The sequence below is a fragment of the Bacillus sp. PK3-067 genome, assembly GCF_056738645.1.
In genome coordinates this window covers 4,032,064-4,053,264 of the sequence record NZ_CP096490.1, presented here as the reverse complement: position 1 = coordinate 4,053,264, position 21,201 = coordinate 4,032,064, and the positions used below count along the sequence as shown (strand labels likewise).

The window sequence follows — 21,201 nt, the reverse complement described above, 5'->3', positions numbered from 1 at the left end:
TATATGTGTATAGTAAAGATAAATTTTTTAGCGAATACGTTGTTCAGTTTGGTTATCAAAGAAATGCGCTTTATTCATATCAAATGCTAATTTAATTTGGTCACCAGGTGAAAACGTATGTCTTGCATCTACACGTGCCGCAAAATCTTGATTCCCAAGTTTCATATATAAAATGGATTCAGCACCTAATAACTCAGCGACTTCAATTTTTGTTGTGAAGGCAGTAGATTGTGAAGCTTCTAAAAATAGTAGTTCATCATGAATGTCCTCTGGACGAATACCTAAAACAATTTCCTTATTTACATAGCCTTGTTCACGTAGCATCTTCATTTTTCCTTCAGATACTTTAATTTTTATAGTATTGTCTATAACGAAATCGGTTTCAGTCAATTTACCACGGAAGAAGTTCATAGCTGGTGAGCCGATAAATCCACCCACGAAGATGTTTTCTGGTGTTTCATATACTTCTTTTGGAGTTCCAATTTGTTGGATTTTTCCATCCTTCATAACGACAAGACGCGAAGCCATAGTCATTGCTTCTGTTTGATCATGTGTTACATAAATTGTTGTTGTTCCAAGACGATGATGTAGCTTAGAAATTTCTGAGCGCATTGCAACACGGAGTTTAGCATCTAAGTTTGATAATGGTTCATCCATTAAGAAAACTTTTGCATCTCGAACGATTGCTCTACCTAACGCAACACGTTGGCGCTGTCCACCTGATAATGCTTTCGGTTTTCTATCTAAATATTGTTCAAGTCCTAAAATTTTTGCTGCATCTTTCACGCGACGATCGATTTCATCTTTTGGTATTTTTCGAAGTTTTAATCCAAATGCCATATTATCATATACACTCATATGTGGATAAAGAGCGTAGTTTTGGAATACCATAGCGATATCTCGATCTTTTGGAGGAACATCATTCATTAGTTTACCATCAATTGAAAACTCGCCTTTTGAAATATCTTCAAGTCCAGCTACCATTCGTAATGTTGTAGATTTTCCGCATCCAGAAGGACCGACAAATACAATAAATTCTTTATCTTGAATGTGTAAATTAAAATCAGTTACAGCTGTTACGTTATTATCATATATTTTATAAATGTTTTCTAATTTAAGTTCTGCCATGGTATTTCCCCCTAGAAATAATTATGCAAACGTTTTCTTTGAGTTCATTATAAACGAATAGATTCAAAAAATAAATAAAAAAATAAAACGTTTTCATTTATTGGAGATTTATTAGTGGTTTTCATATGTTTTCTTAGAAAAAGACAATAAAAATTGTAAGCGCTATTTTAAATTGAGATAGAATCTGTTATCATTCATTAATGAAAACGTTTGCGCCTTAAAAAAGAGAAAAATGAATGATGAATGAAATGGGGTAGCATAATGGAAAAACAATGGTGGAAAGAAAGTGTAGTATATCAAATTTATCCTCGTAGCTTTATGGATAGTAATGATGATGGTATAGGAGATCTTCAAGGGATTATTTCAAAGCTAGATTACTTAAAAGAGTTAGGGATTGATGTGATTTGGTTATCACCAGTCTATGAATCTCCAAATGATGATAATGGTTATGATATAAGCGATTATTGTAAAATTATGAACGAGTTCGGAACAATGGAAGATTGGGATGAGCTATTACATGAAATGCATGAACGTAATATGAAATTGATGATGGATTTAGTTGTTAATCATACATCTGATGAACATAATTGGTTTATTGAATCACGTAAATCAAAAGATAATAAATATAGAGATTACTATATATGGCGCCCTGGAAAAGAAGGAAAAGAACCGAACAACTGGGGAGCAGCGTTTAGTGGATCAGCATGGCAGTATGATGAAATGACAGATGAATATTATTTACATCTGTTTTCTAAAAAACAGCCAGATTTAAATTGGGATAATGAAAAGGTAAGACAAGATGTTTATGAAATGATGAAGTTTTGGTTAGAAAAAGGAATTGATGGTTTCCGTATGGATGTTATTAATTTTATTTCTAAAGAAGAGGGATTACCAGCTGTTGAAACAGAAGAAGAGGGGTATGTTTCAGGTCATAAGCATTTTATGAACGGTCCAAACATTCATAAATATTTACATGAAATGAATGAGGAAGTATTATCGCATTATGATATTATGACGGTTGGTGAAATGCCTGGTGTAACGACAGAAGAAGCGAAATTGTATACTGGAGAAGAACGAAAAGAATTGCAAATGGTATTCCAATTTGAACATATGGATTTAGATTCAGGAGAAGGTGGAAAGTGGGATGTAAAACCATGCTCACTTCTTACTTTAAAAGAGAATTTAACAAAGTGGCAAAAAGCATTAGAGCATACCGGATGGAATAGCCTTTATTGGAATAATCATGATCAGCCTCGCGTTGTATCTCGTTTTGGTAATGATGGAATGTATCGCATTGAATCAGCAAAAATGTTAGCGACAGTTCTTCATATGATGAAAGGAACGCCATATATTTATCAAGGAGAGGAAATCGGAATGACGAACGTCCGATTTGAGTCAATTGATGAATATCGAGATATTGAAACGTTAAATATGTATAAAGAAAAAGTGATAGACCATGGTGAAGATATAGAAAAAGTAATGGAATCTATTTATATAAAGGGTCGTGATAATGCTAGAACTCCGATGCAGTGGAATGATCAGGATCACGCTGGATTTACAAAAGGTGAACCTTGGATTACTGTAAATCCTAACTATAAAGAGATTAATGTGAAACAAGCAATCCAAGATGAAGGTTCAATTTTTTATTACTATAAGAAATTAATTGAACTACGCAAAAATAATGAAATAGTTGTGTATGGATCATATGATTTAATATTAAATAATGACCCTTCTATTTTTGCTTATGTAAGAACATATGGAGATGAAAAACTACTTGTCATTGCAAACTTTACTGCGGATGAAAGTGTATTTGAAATGCCTAAGGATATTAGTTATAGTGAATCAGAGTTATTTATACACAATTACGATGTAGAAATTGGATCGATAGATAACATTACATTACGTCCGTATGAAGCGATGGTATTCAAATTGAAATAAGAAAAATCCTTATGCCACCTTGGCATAAGGATTTTTTGGGTTACCATTTTAATATGGAGAATCCATATGGAGGAAGTGTAACTTGTAATACACTTGCTTCTGCTGAAAATTCTTCGTTTGTATAAATGTTAATTATTTTCTTACCAGTAACATGAAGAGGGAGTGAAACTGTAACTTCACTATTAGTAGGGTTTAAAACGAAAAAGATAGTTTCATCCTCATATGTTTTCGTATAAGAAATATAATTATGTTCATCATTTGCTTCGATGAATTGAAAAGTACCATGTCCTCCAAATGCTTTATGTTGTTTCCGTAATAAAATCAATGTTTGTATATGGGTAAATAATGCATGATCTTGTTCTTTAGTATCCCAAATCATACATTTACGGCAATCAGGGTCCATGCCGCCATCCATACCAATTTCATCTCCGTAATAAATACAAGGAGAGCCGATGAAAGAAAGATGGAATACATAGAGCAATTTCAACTTATTTTTATCTCCGTTGCATGTTGTTAAAATTCTTGGAGTATCATGGCTATCTAATAAATGAAATGCTGCTTCATTTACATTCATAGAGTAGGAATGTAGAGATTCTGTAATTTGCTTCATGAATTCACTTGCTTTAATGGAATCGTTAGCAAAGTAAGAAAGTAGAGCGTTTGTAACAGGATAGCTCATGACAGCATCAAATTGATCGCCTTGTAGCCACGGAAGGGCATCGTGCCAAATTTCTCCCAAAATATATACTTCAGGATTTAGTGTCTTTATTTCAGTTCGGAATTCTCTCCAAAAGTTGTGATCGACTTCATTGGCGACATCAAGGCGCCAGCCATCTATATTGAATTCTCGTACCCAATAACGTCCTACTTCAAGTAAGTATTCTTTTACATCTGGATGAGCTGTATTTAATTTAGGCATATACGGTGTAAAGGCGAAAGTATCATAATTTGGAAGTGGTTCGGTTATAATCGGAAATTCATGAATGTGGAACCACTCTTTATATGCGGACTTCTCACCATTCTCTAGTACGTCTTGAAATTTCTCGAAAAAGTATCCACTATGATTAAACACAGCATCGAGCATTACTTTTATACCGTGCTTATGACATTCTTCAACGAGCTCTTTAAAAGTTTCTTTCGTCCCAAATTGTGGGTCAATTTCCATATAGTCAATTGTGTCATATTTATGGTTTGAATGAGCTTTGAAAATAGGTGTGAAATATATTCCGGAAATGCCAAGCTTAACAAGGTAATCAAGGTTTTGAATAACACCAGAAAAATCTCCGCCGAAAAAATTAGTTGGAGTTGGATTCGCACTTCCCCAAGGAAGGGTGTTTTCTGGATTCAGCGTACTATCGCCATTAGCGAATCGCTCAGGGAAAATCTGATACCAAATGGTGTCTTTAATCCAAGATGGTGCTTTGAATACATCATCTGCATGAATAAATGGAAAACAGAAAAAGTTACCAACATCATCATTTGGAATGCTAGAAAAGAATCCTCGCTCTGCATAAATAAGAGTGTCTGTTTCAGATTTTAATTCAAACCCATAACGTAAGCGCTTAAATTTTGGTTCGATTGAAATGGACCAATAATCAAATAATGCAGTAGAACCTGTTTTTTTCATGGGTGTACTTGCTGATATCCATTTCCCGTCTTTCCATTCGTAAGGATCACCGTAAATAAGATTGGCGCTTTGAATATCATCTCTCTTAGTACGTACTCGGATGTGAATTGTTTGTTCATCATAAGCGTATGCATAATTATCTTTCGGCCTATGATAAATAGCTTCTTTAAACATATAGAAAATCCCCCTTCAATATCTCTATACATAGTATTCCCTTAAGTGTAATAATAAAGCCTATATTGCAAACGATTGCCTTTCTCGTAGCTTTAATATTGCTTATAAGAGTAGTATTCATTTCATATAAAGTCAATGTATAAAGAGTATAATGACATAATTTTTAAATTAATATTTGCAAAATGAATAAAAGAATGTATAATGATAGACAAATAGCGCAAACGTTTTCATAGATTGAGATATTGTTTGCGCTTCAATTAAACTATTAAATGCAAACGTTTTCAGTTACTGAGGTACATAGACAATTTAGGGAGGTTTTTGGGATGAAGAAAGCATTATCATTATTAACGGTTTCAGCATTATCTATTGGTATGTTATCTGCATGTGGACCGAAAGATTCAGGGAAAAAAGAGGAAAGTAAAGCGAAAAAAGACTATGATCTTCTTGTTTGGGAAGATGATAAAAAAGGTGTTGGTTTAGAACCAGCAGTGAAAAGCTTTGAGGAAAAATATAAAGTAAAAGTAAAAGTTGTTGAAATGCAAATGACAGATCAAGTGAAGAAGTTACGCCTTGATGGACCAGCGGGGACTGGACCAGATGTTGTAACATTGCCACACGATCAAATCGGAAATGCAGTAACAGAAGGTTTACTTTCTGAAGTGAAAGCAGATGATGCTGTAAAGAGTAAATTTACTAATTCATCAATAGAAGCACAGACATATAATGGAAAATTATATGGTTTACCAAAAGCAATTGAGACACCAGTCTTTATTTACAATAAAAAACTAATGCCAAAAGCGCCAGAAACGATGGACGAGCTGTTTAACTTCTCAAAAGAATTTACGAAAGATGGCAAGTACGGATTTTTAGCATTAGGAGATAACTTCTACTTTGCTAATGCATTCATGGCAGGTATGGGCGGTTATGTATTTGGTGAAAAAGATGGAAAGCCAAATGCAAGTGATGTTGGATTAAATAATAGCGGAGCAGTACAAGGTGCTGAATATCTTCAAAAATGGTACAAGGAAAAATTATTCCCAAAAGGTATTATCGGTGAATCAGGTGGGCCTGCTGCTGATGGACTATTCAATGAAGGAAAAGCAGCTTCTATCATGAATGGCCCATGGGCGTTCCAAGCAATGGAAAAGAACGGGATTGATTATGGCGTTGCTCCAATGCCGAAATTACCAAATGGTCAACCAATGAAAACGTTTGTTGGGGTTAAAGGATGGCATGTAACAAGTTTCTCTAAACAAAATGATTTAGCTACAAAATTCACTGAGTGGGTAACAAATGAAGAAAACGCAAAAATTCGATTTGAGAAAACAAAAGAAATTCCTCCAGTAAAATCAGTAATGGAAGATCCAATTATTAAAGATAACGAAGCTGCAAAAGCAGTTGCAACGCAATCTGAAAATGGAATTCCAATGCCAAACATTCCAGAAATGCAAGAAGTTTGGAAACCAGCTGGAGATGCGCTTCAATTAGTTGTTACAGATAAAGAGGCACCAAAAGCGGCGCTTGATAGTGCAGTGAAACAAATTAAAGGTAATATTGAGGCAAATCATAACAAGAAAAAATAAGGTGAAATTCGTGCCTCGAATATGAGAGGCACGAATTCTCTCCCTTCCATGTAGGAAGAAAAAAGGGGGAAGGAACATGCAAACATCTATGGAACCAGCAAATGGGTTAAACCATTCAAAGCATAGAAAAATGGCAACCATGTTATCAATCATTCCAGGCGTGGGCCAAATGTATAATAAACAATTTGTAAAAGGTCTTATTTTTCTAGTATTAACAGGTTCATTTATTGTAGCCTTTGCTGATTTATTAAATATGGGATTATGGGGTATTGTAACGCTTGGTACAGAAGTTCCACGTGACCATTCTGTCTTTCTATTAGTAGAAGGAATCTTGGCCCTTATCGTTATCGCTTTTGGGCTCGGCATATATGCATTTAACTTATACGATGCATACCAAAATGGAAAGAAACGTGATATCGGAACACCGTTAAATTCTGTAAAAGAGCAATACCGTAATTTGTTAGATCAAGGTTTTCCTTATTTAATGGTTTCACCAGGTTTTCTACTACTTATCTTTGTTGTCGTATTTCCAATCATCTTCGTAATTTTAATTGGATTTACAAACTATGATTTATATCATTCTCCTCCAGCAAAATTAGTAGATTGGGTGGGCTTTAAAAACTTTATTGATATTTTCACTTTACCGATGTGGAGAGAGACATTTGTAAGTGTATTCTCTTGGACTGTCATTTGGACATTCGTTGCAACAACATTACAAGTTGCGCTTGGTATTTTCTTAGCGATTATCGTAAATCAGCCCGGTATTAAAGGAAAGGCAATTATTCGAACAATCTTCATTTTACCGTGGGCGGTTCCAGCATTCGTATCTATTCTTGTTTTCTCTGGTATGTTTAATGAAACATTCGGAGCGATTAACAATCAAGTATTAGCTTTATTCGGAATTGAAAAAATTGCTTGGATGACAGATCCATTTTGGGCGAAGATTGCTTTAATTATGATTCAAACGTGGCTTGGGTTCCCGTTTATCTTTGCGATGACAACGGGTATACTGCAATCGATTCCGGGAGAATTATATGAAGCGGCTACAGTAGATGGAGCGACAGCTTGGCAACAGTTTCGTAAAATTACATTGCCACTTGTGTTATATGCAACAGCACCAATATTAATTACGCAATATACGTTTAACTTTAATAACTTTAGTATCATCTATCTATTTAACGGTGGAGGTCCTGCTGTAGCTGGACAAGACGCAGGTGGAACGGATATTTTAATTTCATGGATTTATAAGTTAACGATGACTTCAGCGCAGTACGGAAAAGCAGCAGCTCTTACAATGATATTATCGTTAATCGTTATTACAGTTGCGTTATGGCAATTTAAGAGAACAAAATCATTCCAAGAAGAGGATATGATGTAAATGAATATTAAAAGACAGAAGATGTTACGTCTCTCATTAAGTTATTTAGTTATTTTCGTAATGTGTGCCATCATTTTCTATCCGTTATTATGGATTATTGGCTCATCGTTTAATCCGGGTGATAGTTTATCTGGATCAAGTATTATTCCACAAAATGCAACGTTAGATCATTATCGTAAGTTATTAGATCTAGAGAATAGTAATTACTTACTATGGTATAAAAACACATTAAAAGTAAGTGTTTTAACGATGATTTTCTCAGTGTTAGCAATTAGCTTTACTGCTTATGCATTTTCGAGATATCGTTTTGTTGGAAGAAAAAATGGTTTATTAACATTTTTAATTCTGCAAATGATTCCAAACTTTGCAGCGTTAATTGCTTTATACGTATTAGCCCAATTAACAGGATTAATTGATACACACCTTGCATTAATTTTAATTTATGTAGGCGGGGCTATTCCGATGAATACATGGCTTATGAAAGGGTATTTTGATACGATTCCGAAAGAACTAGATGAATCAGCTCGAATGGATGGAGCAGGGCATTTTCGTATTTTTTGGCAAATCATTATGCCACTTGCAAAGCCAATCGTAGCGGTTGTAGCGTTATTTACTTTCATTGGTCCATTTACAGATTTCATTTTAGCGAGTATTATTTTGCGAACACCAGAAAATTATACTTTAGCAGTTGGATTATATGAAATGGTTGCGAAGAAATTCGGTAATGAATTTACAACGTTTGCAGCGGGTTCTGTGTTAATTGCGATCCCAATTTCAATTTTATTCCTATCACTACAAAAATACTTTATTTCTGGTTTAACAGCTGGAGGTACAAAAGGATGAAAAATGGGACATTACGTCCCATTTTTCTTTTCATCTCCCTATAAATAAGTTTATAGGGAGATGAAAAGAGATTTGACATCACATGTGAAAAGAAGTGAAATAAATAGTATATTATAGTATAGGAAAAAATAGCTATATCCCTTACAATACATGAAGAGGGAGAATAGGATTAGTTTTGCAAGATATAAGAAATGAAAGTTTATGACTTGCAATGAGTGCGAGATAAAATATATGAAAAATGGCAGAGAAATGAGAGGAGGGGGATTTTTATGACAGTTACAATTAAAGATGTGGCGAAGCAAGCGAATGTTGCACCATCAACAGTTTCTCGTGTAATTGCTGATAATCCAAGTATAAGTGAAAAGACAAAGCGCCGTGTTAGGAAAGTGATGAGTGAATTAGGGTATCATCCCAATTTAAATGCGAGAAATCTTGCGAACCAAACGACGAAAACACTTGGTCTTGTTATGCCAAGTTCTGCAAGTAAAGCTTTTCAAAATCCATTTTTCCCAGAAGTTATAAGAGGGATTAGTTCATTTGCACACGTAGAAGGTTATGCGCTTTACATGTCGACAGGTGAAACGGAAGAAGAAATTTTTAATGGTGTCGTAAAGATGGTACAAGGACGCCAAATTGGTGGCATTATTCTTTTATATTCAAGGGAGAATGATCGGATTATTCAATATTTACATGAACAAAATTTCCCGTTTGTTTTAATAGGAAAACCATATGATCGAAAAGATGAAATTACATATGTAGATAATGACAATTATACAGCTGCAAGAGAAGTGGCAGAATATTTAATTTCATTAGGGCATAAACAAATCGCGTTCATTGGTGGTGGATCAGATTTACTTGTAACGAGAGATCGTTTAGCTGGTATGAGTGATGCCTTGAAATTAGCAGACATTGTATTACCAAAAGAATATATTTTACATTTTGATTTTTCGAGGGAAAGTGGTCAACAAGCTGTTGAGGAATTAATGGGACTGCAGCAACCGCCAACGGCAATTATGGCAACGGATGACTTAATTGGACTTGGTGTGTTAAGTGCTCTTTCTAAAAAAGGATTTGTTGTACCGAAAGATGTTTCTATTGTAAGCTTTAATAATGCTTTATTATCGGAAATTGCGAGCCCTCCACTTTCGACAGTTGATGTGAATATTTATCAGCTAGGATATGAGGCGGCAAAAGCTTTAGTTGATAAAGTAGAGAATGCAGAATCCACTGCAAAGTGTATCATTATTCCTCATAAATTACTAAAACGTCAAACTTGTGATCATTATGCATAAAAAAGCTAAGAGTTTAACTCTTAGCTTTTTTCATTAGAAAGGCTTCTAATCGGTCGCAGCCTTCTTTTAAAGTTTCGATACTATACGCATAGGACAAGCGAAGGTAGCCTTCACCGTATTCAGAGAATGCTGTTCCAGGAACTACAGCTAGTCCCGCTTCTTTGACAAGATCAAGTGCAAAATCAAATGATGAAGATGTCAAATGACCAACATATGGGAATAAGTAAAATGCACCTGTTGGCTTTTCAACTGTTAATCCCATTTGAGTGAGTCTATTATATACGTAATCACGGCGTTTTTTATATTGGTGGCGCATCATTTTTGGTGCGTCTTTAGCTGCTGTTAATGCTTCAATTGCAGCGTATTGAGCGATTGAAGTAGCACACGTTACATTGTATTGATGAACTTTTAATATGTGTCCTGCTAAATAGCTTGGTGCAAATAAAAGTCCAACACGCCAGCCAGTCATAGAATGTGATTTAGATAAACCGTTAATGACAATTGTCTTTTCACGCATTTCTGGGAAATGAGCGATAGATGTATGCTTTTGTTCATATACAAGCTCGCTATAAATTTCATCTGAAAGGACGAAAATATTTTTATCTTTTAAAACATCTACAATATCTTTTAGCTCTTCTGTTGATAAAGTTACACCAGTTGGATTAGAAGGATACGGTAGTACGATACATCTTGTTTTTTCTGTAATAGCATTTTTAAGCGCTTCAGCTGTTAAACGAAATCCAGTTTCACGAACATCTACAAAAATAGGCGTTGCACCGCATAATCGAATAATGGGTTCGTAACCTGGATAAATAGGAGCAGGTAAAATTACTTCTGTTCCTGGCTCTAAAATCGTTCGGAATGCAACATCAATTGCTTCGCTAGCACCGATTGTAACGATGGTTTCGTTTTCAGGTGAGTAATGTAAATCGTAGTTATCTTTTACGAAGTTACAAGCTGCCTTACGTAATTCTAGTAAACCAGCGTTATGTGTATAGCTTGTATAGTTTTCTGTAATAGCCCGTTTTGCCGCTTCTTTCACGAGAGAAGGTGTAGGGAAATCGGGTTGTCCAATTGTTAAAGAAATCAAATTATCATAGTTTTGAATCATGTTAGAGAATTGACGGATTCCAGAAATTTGGATATCCTTCACTCTAGGGTTAATGAATTGTTCCATTGTATCTCCCTTTCTTCCGTTTGAAAATTAAGTTCATTTTATCATATTTTCTATGATTACGCTTTGTATATGTTATTTAGAAAGAGAGAGAAAAGAGAAAAAAAGCCGCTATAAGCGACTTTTTAATATCCGTATTCCCAATCTATTTCATCTTCATTCCAGAGTACAGAGGATACCTTGCCAAGGTGAACAACTGATTCGTTCACAGCACATGTGCAGTTTTCTTCTCCCGCTTTATGCTGTAACTCTTCATATACTGATTTTTCAACATTTTCTAGAACAACCAAATTTTCTTCTTTTAAAACAAGCGTAGTACCCGCCATATTTATCTTCCTCCTACTAAAGTAATGATCACTTATTTGTAAACATAGATAGTATGGATTATATGCTGTATTTTGCTATAGTTGTCCGTCTAAAAAAGTATTTTTATATTTTCTTTGTAATCCGTATTCATTGTATACTGCACGAAGGAAATTTGGTACAGGGTTTACAATCATTTCGAAAATCTGTAACAATTATTATGAGTTGTTAACAAAGAATTAACAAATATGTTAAGAAAAATCAAAATTTTAAAACAAATACACCTATAAAATGATATAATCATATCAAAATACATATAGGGGATGAGAGGTTATGGAGCTTATCCGTGATTTATTGATTCAAATTGCCATCATAATTTTGCCACTATTTTTATATGAAGCGATTCGTTTAAATCGCTATCAAGAAATGCCTCCGAAGCCAAATCGTTACTTTATTATGTTTTTATCTAGCGTTACGCTCGTTCTCTCCATGACATACTCTATTTGTTTTGGCAATGTGTGTGGGTATAACTTTCACCCCATTCCAATTGTCAGTGGTTTTTTATATGGTGGGATTGTTGGTTTAATCCCAGCGGTTATTTTTGTTGCATATGAATGGTTACTAAAGGGAATGAGCTTTCTTCCAGTTTTAGAAGTAATATTTTTATTGATAGTTCCGCTATTTTTATCAAAGAAATGGTCTCTTTTTTCAAGGGATAAGAAATTAATTTTAGCATTTATGATTTCATCATTTTATGTGCTTGTTTCTTTAGTATTAGGCATGATTAATGTTCTTTTGGAAACAGGATTTACACCGTATATTTCGCAAATATATAGCGGATTTATATTTGCCTCGCTTATCATGGTCATGACAATGGTATTTCAGGTGTATTTAACTGAATATTTAAATGAAAATGCATTGCTACGTACAGAGATGCAAAAATCAGAAAAGCTTAATATTGTAAGTGAGTTAGCAGCAAGTGTGGCACATGAAGTTCGAAATCCACTAACTGTTGTTCGTGGATTTATCCAATTGCTAGAAAGTACGGAAGATGTGAAGAATAAGGATTATATGCGTCTCGTATTAGCTGAATTGGATCGGGCGGAACAAATTATTTCAGATTACTTAAATTTAGCAAGGCCGCAAATTGAGAAAAAAGAACACATTTGTTTATCAGCCCAATTAATAGAAATGACCACTCTCATGTCGTCATTTGCAGCGATGCAAGGTGTATATTTACAAGTTGAAATTTCAGAAAGTCTTTATACGATTGGTGATAAGACAAAATTGAAGCAAGCTATTATGAATGTTGTTAAAAATGGTATTGAAGCAATTCAAGGAAATAAAGGATATTTAAAAGTAACAGCTATTCAAAAAGACGAAACAATCATAATAAGAGTTAAAGATAGTGGTGTTGGTATGACGAATGAACAGTTAGCAAGGCTTGGGCAACCATATTATTCTTTAAAAGAAAAAGGGACAGGATTAGGACTTATGGTAACATTTAGTATTTTACAAGCGCATAATGGTACATTGGAATATAAGAGTGAAAGTGGAAAAGGCACTGAAGCAATTATTATATTACCAGCTGTACAAAATAAGGAATAAAAGTTACCGATGAAAGGTAACTTTTTATTTTATATTGTTTATTCATTTGTTTTTTCTTGTTTTGCTCGGCTAAATAAACTTTTAAATGATTGAAAGAAGCTTTGCTCTTTTGAGGCAGCAACCATTCTTTTTGTTTCTTGAATTTCTCGAATAACTTGCATAAGCTGTGCATCACGGTTACTGTCTTTATTATAAATTTGACTAACAAGTTTATTCATTTTTTCTTCCTGTTTGGATTCTCGTTTATACATATGATTCATTAATAAGTCCATCTTTTCTTTTTGCAGTGCATCTGTTTGAGCGGCGTGATCGACTAACTCTTGAAGCATTTTTTCTTGAGAGCCTTCTTTTACATAAACTTGTTGCATCAATTCGTCTAGTTTCTCATCCTTTAAACGATTTTGTGTAATTAAAGTAGAATTTTGATGAATAATTGCCTCATTTAATTGAGCTAGCATTTCAAGTTTTAACATGAACTCCTCAAAGTTACGCCCATCTTCTTTTTCTTTCGTTTGTATCTCTTGCTTATCTTGTATAACTGGTACAGGTGGGGCCTCTTTTTCTTTTAAAATAATCGGTATCGTTTCTGAAATATCTTCTTGTAATGTAGCAGCTCTTTCGTGTATAGATTTCAATAATTTTAAATCATCAAGTTTATAAATACGAGCATCAGCTGTTTTGGAAATCATATAACCATGTTCTTCTAACAGTTGACTATATTTGCGAACTATATGTTTTGGGATGCCTGTTTTATTCGTGACATCTTTTGTTTTATAGGTAGCTTCCATCATATTTCCTCCCCAAAAAGTATCGTATATATCATTTCAATCTTTTATGAGGACTTCCTTTGAAAAAGAATGTCGGAAGGCTATTAGTTTTCTACAGCATTAGTGAAAAAATGAAAATTTTTGGCGGAATGGCAAGGAATAACTAAAATAATGTCTGAAAACATATACAGGAGAAGTTTGTTATAATAACGGAGGAAAAGAAACTGGTAGAAACATGGAGGTATACATGAAGCAATTAAAAGGTATTATCATTTCAATTATCGCAATTCTGTCTATTTTAGTAGCAGTTTATGAAGTACTTGTGCCAGAGGAAACAAGTGTAAAGAAAACGAATACGTATGATCAAGTGTTAGAATTTCCGAAAGAACGTTATCCAGAGACAGGAAAACATATTACGGATGCTATAAAAGAAGGGCATTCAGAAGTTTGTACAATCGATCGTGGTGGTGCTGCAGATAGAAGGAAATTGTCGTTAGCACCATATCCATCAAAAAAAGGGTATGATCGTGATGAATGGCCAATGGCGATGTGCAAGGAAGGCGGAAAAGGAGCACATATTGAATATATAAGTCCGGCGGATAACCGCGGAGCAGGTTCTTGGGTAGGGAATAAGTTAGATAAATACCCAGATGGTACGCGAGTAAAATTTGAAGTGAAGTAGTAGTTGTATATTTCATAATGAAGGAGAAGGGGAACTATGGAGTTAACGATTTCTTATTCGCAATTAATGTTGATGAACTATGACGGTGAGCAGCCTTATGTAGATTGGACTGATGAAGATTTTGAAAGAGGTTATGCTAAGGCAGATGGAACTGTTATTTTTGAAGCACTTTCTGATTATACTTGTGAAGTGAAAGTGACCCCAGGGAAACATATTGAAAAAGAAGAAGTAGTTAGAACGATTACGGTTCCTTTTACAGTTGAAAATGAAAGTATCGTTATAACGAGTATTCTTTCTAATAAATTTCAAATACCTATTCCAAATGGTGAGTATACAGTTGTATTACAAGCAATTCCTCTTGAAGAGCCAACGGATGATGAATTATATAAAATACAATATGAATTCTTTTTTGAAAGTAAAGAATAAAAAATGGGTTATCCTGAGAAAAGGATAACCCATTTTTGTTATGCGTTTGTTTTTAAAAGGGAACGAGCATCTTTCGCTGCTTGCACCATATGTTCTAAAGCTGGAATAACTTCTTCTGTTCTTCTCGTTTTTAAACCACAATCAGGATTAATCCAGAAATATTTAGGATCACATACTTCTAAAGATTGTTCTACGATTTTATACATTTCATCTTTACTCGGTACACGTGGGCTATGAATATCATATACACCTAGGCCGATGCCTTTTTCATATGTTGTATGTTTTAATGTATCAATAAATTCTCCGTGACTTCTTGATGTTTCGATAGAAATTACATCTGCATCTAATGCGCGAATCGCGTCAACAATATCTTCGAAGTTACTGTAACACATATGAGTATGAATTTGTGTTTCATTTGCTACAGAAGAAGTTGCTAAAAGGAAGGATTGTACTGCCCATGTAATATAAGCATCCCAATCTTTTTCTTTTAGTGGCATTCCTTCACGAAGTGCGGGCTCATCGACTTGGATTACTCTAATTCCGGAAGATTCAAGTAGTTCAATTTCGTGACGAAGAGCTAGTGCAATTTGATACGAAACTTCTTTTCTTGGAATATCATTTCGAACGAAGGACCAATTTAAAATTGTAACAGGTCCGGTTAACATTCCTTTTACAACTTTCTCTGTTAAGCTTTGCGCATAAACTGTTTCCTTAATAGTCATGCCGTTAATAAAGGCTACATCACCATAAATAACAGGTGGTTTTACGCAGCGGGAACCGTATGATTGTACCCAACCGTTTTTAGTGAATGAGAAACCAGCAAGGCGCTCACCAAAATATTCGACCATGTCAGTTCTTTCAAATTCACCATGTACAAGGACATCAAGCCCAATTTCTTCTTGGTAACGAATCCATTTTTCTGTCTCTTTTTCAATAAATTGTTCATATTGTTCATTTGAAATAACACCGTTACGCCATTCTTTTCGCGTTTGACGAACTTCAGTTGTTTGCGGGAAGCTACCAATAGTCGTTGTTGGTAATAGCGGTAACTCTAGAGCAACTTGTTGTAATTCGTATCGTTTTTCAAATGGAAGAGGACGTGAAAAATCTTCTTCTTTTAGTGCTGTTCGTGCTGCTTTGACATCTTCTCGGTTACGTGCAGCAGATGAACGAATTGTATGATGTACGTTTCGATATGTTTCCAGCTCATTACTAATGCTTTCTGTACCTTGAGTGAGAGCGGAATGAATAAGAACTAATTCTTCTAATTTTTGATTTGCAAATGCTAACGCATCAAACAGCTCAGTCGATAAGTGAGTTTCTTCTGTTTTATCGATTGGTGTATGCAATAAGCTACAAGAAGGCTGAACGATGATATCTTTCGTTTGGACTTGTTTTTGTAACGTTGTAAATAACTCAAGAACTTCATCAAGGTCAGCTCTCCAAATGTTACGGCCATCTATACAACCGACAGCTAAAGTTTTATCAGCTGGGAATCCATATTTTGAAATAGCATTTAGATTACCTTCTTTACCATGAATGAAATCTAATCCAATACCGGATACCGGGAATGTAATAATTTCTTCATAGTTTTCTTCTACGCTATCAAAATATGTTTGTAAAAGAAGAGTCGCATTTGGAACCTCTTTACGAATAGCTTCATAAATTTCTTTTGCTTGTTGAACTTCTTTTTTAGTTAAAGAAGCGAAAATCGGTTCATCAACTTGAATGGCTGGTGCACCAGCTGCATGTAGTTCTGAAAGCAGTTGTACGTAAGGTGCAACTAACTGTTTTAAAATGGTAGGAAATTGTTCTTGTGTATAGCCTTTAGCTAATTTTAAGAAAGTATATGGTCCTAAAATAACAGGCTTTCCATCTACTCCTAATTCTTGTTTTGCCTCTTCGTATAAGCGAAGTGGACGATTATCTTTTAAAGAGATTTGTAATCCCTCTTCATATTCAGGAACGATATAGTGATAGTTTGTGTTAAACCATTTTGTCATTTCGGAAGCTACGTGATCTTTAGAGCCACGCGCCATTGCGAAATATACATCAAGGTAAGATGTAAACTCAGAAAAACGTGATGGAATAAATCCTAGCATATAGGCAGTATCCAAAACGTGATCATAATATGTAAAGTCGCCAATTGGAATGAGTTCAATCCCTTTTTCTTGCTGTACTTTTACGTGTTGAAGGCGAATTTCTTTCATTGTTGTTAAAAATTGTTCTTCATCGATTTTATTGGACCAAAAAGCTTCCAATGTTTTTTTCCACTCTCGTTGTAGTCCGATACGTGGATAACCTAAGTTACTTGTTTGAATTGCCATTTTAAATTCCTCCCTAATTGAAAGTAAGCATTTCCGTTTACTAGGAAATACCTATAACAAAAAGTACAAAGACATAGAAAATAAGCCTTCCTTTTTGTTTTAACACCTCATCATCATCCGTGAATCTATCAGTGTTGTTAAAACAGGCAGGTCTCCTGACTTATGCTTCATATAATTTCTTTTACCTTCCCGTTTTCACAGTGGCACCAAAAAGAAATCTCAGCATTTACAGTGGCGGGACCGTGTTGGAGTTTCACCAAGCTTCCCTTTTAAACACGAAACAAAACTTTCGTGTACCTATTTTCCTTTTGAAAGGAATTTAACAAGCGATATGATATTGAAACAAATTTTAACATAATTTTTGGAATTTTGTCTACTGTTTTAAAATAAGAAAATTCTAAAGTTTTTATTTCTTAGTATTCTGACTTTTTGTATTCTGGAGTAACGAATAATATTACAGTATGAAAAGAGAAATTGAGCTATGAAAGAAGTAGGGATGTCTTCTTTCATAGCTCAATCTTCATCTATAGCAACTTCTGAAAGTCGGCCTGCTATAGCATCTTTAAGGAGGGTGTTTAGCCATTGTAATTCAACTGTAATATGCTCAATTACACTTTGCAAAATATATAGTTGTGCACGTGGAACCTTTCCTTTATTACAATCATATATCGTTTGCATAGTATGTAAATATTGAAGAGTATCGTTTTTCTTTTTTTCTAAAATAGGAACTAATTCGTGATCATTGCTAAAGTGAGCGAAAGATAAGGCTGAATAAATAGGTTTATATATTTGGTTTTTGGCTTCGAATTGTTTTAATAGTAAAGTGTGGAATAGTTTTTTGCCTTCTTCTGTTATATGAAAAATCGTTTTGTCAGGTCGATTTGTGTCTCTAATTACACTTGTAATATGAATTGCCCCTTGCTTTTCTAATTGCTCGAAGGCGTAATAAAGTGATCCTTTAGCATATTTAATGTAACAATCCATTTGTCGTTCTTTCATAATATGCTGCACTTCATATGGATGTTTATCTCCTTCGAGTAGCAAGCCGAGAATGACTAATTTCATGCTCATGCTGTCTCAACTCCTGTATATAAAAACTTTATCCATATTATAAACGGCATATCCTTTTTCATAAAGGGATATGCCGCTTCTTTTTTATATTAACTAACTTGCTTTTGTTTTTCTTTCTTTTTAGGGCCTGTAAAGAGGCGTTCATTTCCCATAAGTAAAATACAAATAATACTTAGTACAGCCGGGATGAGTGCCCAGAAGAATGTGTTCGCAATAGATGTAGCGAGAGCTTCCTTAATACCCGCTAATATTTCAGCAGGAATTTTTGCGGTAGCGCCTGGTGATAATAAGAAACTTGTGTCTCCGCCTTTTGGAGCTAATTTTGCTAGTTCAGGGGGGAATACAGAGTTTAGTTTATCTGTAAAAATATGATTTTGAATTGTACCAAAAATCGTTACACCAAGAGTCATACCGAGTGATCGGAAGAATGAGTTTGTTGATGTCGCCGAACCACGGTCCCGCATTTCCAACTTGTGAATAGAAGACATACTTAATACTGAGAATGAGAAACCAACACCAAGCCCAGCGAGAATCATAAATAGTGTTACGAGTAAACGAGGTGTGTCCATTGTTAAAGTACTTAATAAATAAATACCAAGAACGAAGAAGACACCAGATACCATCATAATGTTACGATAGCTTGTTCGAGAAGCTAATTGTCCTCCCGTTTGACTTCCAATTACAGAACCAACCATCATTGGTGTTAAAATTAATCCAGCATTAGAGGCGGAACCTCCAAGGACGCCTTGAATGAAGATTGGAATATAAACTGTACAGATAATGAAAGCGGCACCATAGAAAAAGGCAACTCCTTGACTAGCTGCGAATAAAGGTTTTTTAAATAGATGGAATGAAATAATAGGCTCGGTTGCTTTTCGTTCTACAAAGAAGAAAATAATAAGCGTAATAACTACTGTTGTAAATAAGCCAATAATTACAGTAGAATTCCAGGCATATTCCTTACCACCAAGTTCTAATGCGAACATTAAGCAAACGATACTTATGACAAGTGTAATAGCACCAGCCCAATCAATTTTTTGTTTTCTAAATTCTAGAGACTCACTGTAGTATTTAGTAATGAAGAAAAAGGAGATAAGTCCTAATGGAATATTGATATAGAAGACCCAATGCCAACTTATATAGTCTGTAATATAAGCACCTAATAAAGGACCGAATACACTAGATGTCCCGAAAACGGCACCGAATAGTCCTGTCATCTTCCCGCGTTTTTCTGGTGGGAAGATATCGTACATAATTGTGAAGGCGATAGGCATAAGGGCACCACCACCGATCCCTTGAATAGCTCTATAAATACTTAATTGCTCAATGCTTGAAGCTGTTCCGCAGAGCGCAGAACCGAATAAGAAAAGAATGAGGCCACCAATATAAAAACGTTTCCGCCCGTACATATCAGAAAGTTTCCCGAAGATAGGCATCCCTGCCATTGTTGCTACCATATAAGCTGATGTGACCCAAACAAACTTATCAAATCCTCCCAGGTCTCCAACGATTGTTGCCATTGCGGTTGCAACGATTGTATTATCCATTGCGGCCATTAATATACCAAGCAGTAAACCAGCAACAACAAATTTTGTCTTGTTGGCTTCTTTTTTTAATGGTTGAGTTTCCAAATATAACCCTCCTTTAGAAATAAGTAAACTATATTAAATTTTGAGTGCAGTGGATAAAAAATTTAAATGTATAGTTGATGTTAATTTCTTTTCCATAAGTGCACTTATATGCCATAAAGAATATTATAGTCAAATTTGACTATAAGGCAAATTTTTTCTTCCGTCAAAATATTCTTTCGTATGAGTAGAGAACGAGTGAGCCATACGAATATTGCTATGAAGGGAATGAAGTAAATTGTAAAAAAATTCCATAAAGAACACCTTCTGTTAATAGATGAAAAATGGTTTTTTCTTCATATTGTCGAATAGGATAAAAGGAAGAGAAATATTAAACATTGCTTGTAGCAAGCTTTAGGAATTTGGGGAATTCATTGTGTGTATGTTACATCTGAAATGAGGTGAATATATATTATGAAAATATGGGGACGAATTTCGGATACAGGAAAGTATTCAATACCGCTACAACCAGTATTGTGGATTGACGGATCGAAAAAGGAAAACGAATTTCCTCAAGTAGCCGTTACATTACAAATTGGTAGTATGTATACAGAACAATTTTCGTATGAATTGACCTACGATGTAAACGACATACTTATTATGAGAATTGAAGTGGAAAATAAAGGGGTAGAAATGATTTCGAGAGTTGTTGTAAGTCATATGATTCGAGATTACTTTGCTTATATTCCTAATTCTTTAAAAGTTGATAAGGGGATAAGTGAGTTTTTATTCCAGCTTGTTAGATGGCGAATTGATGATTTGTTACCGAATGAGAAGGTGGAACTACGTTGTAAAATAAAAGCTAATAAAGATAAAGCTCTTAAACAAACATTCTTTCAGGCTACATATACATTTCAAGATAAAGAGATATCATATGGCCCACTGCAAACAAATGAAGTTGTTGTGCGTCAATGATAAAAAGGAACCTGTACAAAAGGTTCCTTTTTTAGTGAAGGTTGTGTTTTTTGAGTATTTTCTTTTGCTCCATTCCTTTTTTTCCTACATAGTTATTTTTGTAGCCAAAGTATAGAATAAATAAAAATGAAACAACATTAACAATAGCGTCGATTTGATCGTTTGTAATAAAGTGTATCCCGAAAGAGGTAAATAATAATTTTAATGATAATAGAAAACCAGCTAGCAAACGCATAGCATCTGATAGATTCTCTTTTTGTAGCATATAGATTACTCCTTTCTATAAAAGTTATATATTATATATATGAAATAGAGTAGAAAAGGTATACAAGCTTAA

At 34.5% G+C, this 21,201-nt stretch carries 18 protein-coding genes and 1 riboswitch; of the genes, 9 read left to right on the top strand and 9 right to left on the bottom strand.

Annotation, left to right across the window (positions count from 1 at the left end):
* Positions 1-27: 27 nt before the first annotated feature.
* Positions 28-1,128, bottom strand: a complete 1,101-nt coding sequence (locus tag M1D73_RS20685) for an ABC transporter ATP-binding protein (protein ID WP_000818931.1) — start codon at positions 1,126-1,128, stop codon at positions 28-30.
* 261 nt (positions 1,129-1,389) lie between these two features.
* Here M1D73_RS20685 and malL point away from each other — a divergent pair, with 261 nt between their 5' ends.
* Positions 1,390-3,066 carry an oligo-1,6-glucosidase gene (gene malL / locus M1D73_RS20680; protein ID WP_078386112.1) on the top strand — a complete coding sequence of 559 codons (1,677 nt, stop codon included), beginning with the start codon at positions 1,390-1,392 and terminating at the stop codon, positions 3,064-3,066.
* A 40-nt stretch (positions 3,067-3,106) separates the two neighbouring features.
* On the opposite strand, the gene M1D73_RS20675 is transcribed toward malL, so the two are convergent.
* Positions 3,107-4,867: an alpha-glycosidase gene (locus tag M1D73_RS20675; protein WP_078386113.1), complete on the bottom strand. Its 1,761-nt coding sequence runs from the start codon at positions 4,865-4,867 to the stop codon at positions 3,107-3,109.
* Positions 4,868-5,190: 323 nt separating this feature from the next.
* Here M1D73_RS20675 and M1D73_RS20670 point away from each other — a divergent pair, with 323 nt between their 5' ends.
* The 4 genes from M1D73_RS20670 to malR all read left to right on the top strand — a co-directional run bounded on the left by M1D73_RS20670 (position 5,191) and on the right by malR (position 9,963).
* Positions 5,191-6,450 (top strand): extracellular solute-binding protein, encoded by a 1,260-nt coding sequence (locus M1D73_RS20670; RefSeq protein WP_000709923.1) that lies wholly within the window; start codon positions 5,191-5,193, stop codon positions 6,448-6,450.
* Positions 6,451-6,526: 76 nt separating this feature from the next.
* Positions 6,527-7,828 carry a maltosaccharide ABC transporter permease MalC gene (gene malC, locus M1D73_RS20665; protein ID WP_001194993.1) on the top strand — a complete coding sequence of 434 codons (1,302 nt, stop codon included), beginning with the start codon at positions 6,527-6,529 and terminating at the stop codon, positions 7,826-7,828.
* A complete protein-coding gene (malD, locus tag M1D73_RS20660) occupies positions 7,829-8,671 on the top strand; it encodes a maltosaccharide ABC transporter permease MalD (RefSeq protein ID WP_001022608.1) in 843 nt (280 codons plus the stop codon).
* Between the two features lie 269 nt (positions 8,672-8,940).
* Positions 8,941-9,963, top strand: a complete 1,023-nt coding sequence (gene malR / locus M1D73_RS20655) for a maltose operon transcriptional repressor MalR (RefSeq protein WP_000219053.1) — start codon at positions 8,941-8,943, stop codon at positions 9,961-9,963.
* A gap of 13 nt (positions 9,964-9,976) precedes the next feature.
* On the opposite strand, the gene M1D73_RS20650 is transcribed toward malR, so the two are convergent.
* Together M1D73_RS20650 and M1D73_RS20645 are read right to left on the bottom strand one after the other, a co-directional pair.
* Positions 9,977-11,140, bottom strand: coding sequence for an aminotransferase A (locus tag M1D73_RS20650; RefSeq protein ID WP_000434578.1), 1,164 nt, complete (start codon positions 11,138-11,140; stop codon positions 9,977-9,979).
* Between the two features lie 122 nt (positions 11,141-11,262).
* Positions 11,263-11,463, bottom strand: a complete 201-nt coding sequence (locus tag M1D73_RS20645) for a hypothetical protein (protein WP_000929280.1) — start codon at positions 11,461-11,463, stop codon at positions 11,263-11,265.
* A 310-nt stretch (positions 11,464-11,773) separates the two neighbouring features.
* Between M1D73_RS20645 and kinB the strand changes: the two genes are divergently transcribed.
* On the top strand, positions 11,774-13,048 hold the full coding sequence (gene kinB / locus M1D73_RS20640; RefSeq protein ID WP_000420370.1) for a sporulation sensor histidine kinase KinB: 1,275 nt from the start codon (positions 11,774-11,776) through the stop codon (positions 13,046-13,048).
* A 38-nt stretch (positions 13,049-13,086) separates the two neighbouring features.
* Here kinB and M1D73_RS20635 read toward each other — a convergent pair whose 3' ends face one another.
* Entirely contained in the window at positions 13,087-13,836 is a 750-nt protein-coding gene (locus M1D73_RS20635; protein WP_000388471.1) for a DUF3967 domain-containing protein, read from the bottom strand.
* Positions 13,837-14,062: 226 nt separating this feature from the next.
* On the opposite strand from M1D73_RS20635, the gene nucA reads away from it, so the two are divergent.
* Positions 14,063-14,497, top strand: coding sequence for a DNA-entry nuclease (gene nucA, locus M1D73_RS20630; RefSeq protein WP_000811494.1), 435 nt, complete (start codon positions 14,063-14,065; stop codon positions 14,495-14,497).
* A gap of 36 nt (positions 14,498-14,533) precedes the next feature.
* Positions 14,534-14,923: a competence protein ComJ gene (gene comJ / locus M1D73_RS20625; protein WP_000424030.1), complete on the top strand. Its 390-nt coding sequence runs from the start codon at positions 14,534-14,536 to the stop codon at positions 14,921-14,923.
* A 38-nt stretch (positions 14,924-14,961) separates the two neighbouring features.
* On the opposite strand, the gene metE is transcribed toward comJ, so the two are convergent.
* From metE to M1D73_RS20610, 3 genes are all read right to left on the bottom strand, one after another.
* A complete protein-coding gene (gene metE, locus M1D73_RS20620) occupies positions 14,962-17,250 on the bottom strand; it encodes a 5-methyltetrahydropteroyltriglutamate--homocysteine S-methyltransferase (RefSeq protein WP_001007608.1) in 2,289 nt (762 codons plus the stop codon).
* A gap of 128 nt (positions 17,251-17,378) precedes the next feature.
* Positions 17,379-17,566, bottom strand: a riboswitch (cobalamin riboswitch).
* Between the two features lie 197 nt (positions 17,567-17,763).
* Positions 17,764-18,321: a PadR family transcriptional regulator gene (locus M1D73_RS20615; RefSeq protein WP_000062067.1), complete on the bottom strand. Its 558-nt coding sequence runs from the start codon at positions 18,319-18,321 to the stop codon at positions 17,764-17,766.
* A gap of 89 nt (positions 18,322-18,410) precedes the next feature.
* Complete coding sequence (locus M1D73_RS20610; protein WP_000449912.1) at positions 18,411-19,952, bottom strand: MDR family MFS transporter; 1,542 nt, start codon at positions 19,950-19,952, stop codon at positions 18,411-18,413.
* 411 nt (positions 19,953-20,363) lie between these two features.
* On the opposite strand from M1D73_RS20610, the gene M1D73_RS20605 reads away from it, so the two are divergent.
* Complete coding sequence (locus M1D73_RS20605; RefSeq protein ID WP_000708120.1) at positions 20,364-20,864, top strand: hypothetical protein; 501 nt, start codon at positions 20,364-20,366, stop codon at positions 20,862-20,864.
* A gap of 31 nt (positions 20,865-20,895) precedes the next feature.
* Here the strand turns inward: M1D73_RS20605 and M1D73_RS20600 are convergent, their stop codons facing one another.
* Positions 20,896-21,129, bottom strand: a complete 234-nt coding sequence (locus tag M1D73_RS20600) for an SPP1 phage holin family protein (RefSeq protein ID WP_000939448.1) — start codon at positions 21,127-21,129, stop codon at positions 20,896-20,898.
* Positions 21,130-21,201 lie beyond the last annotated feature (72 nt).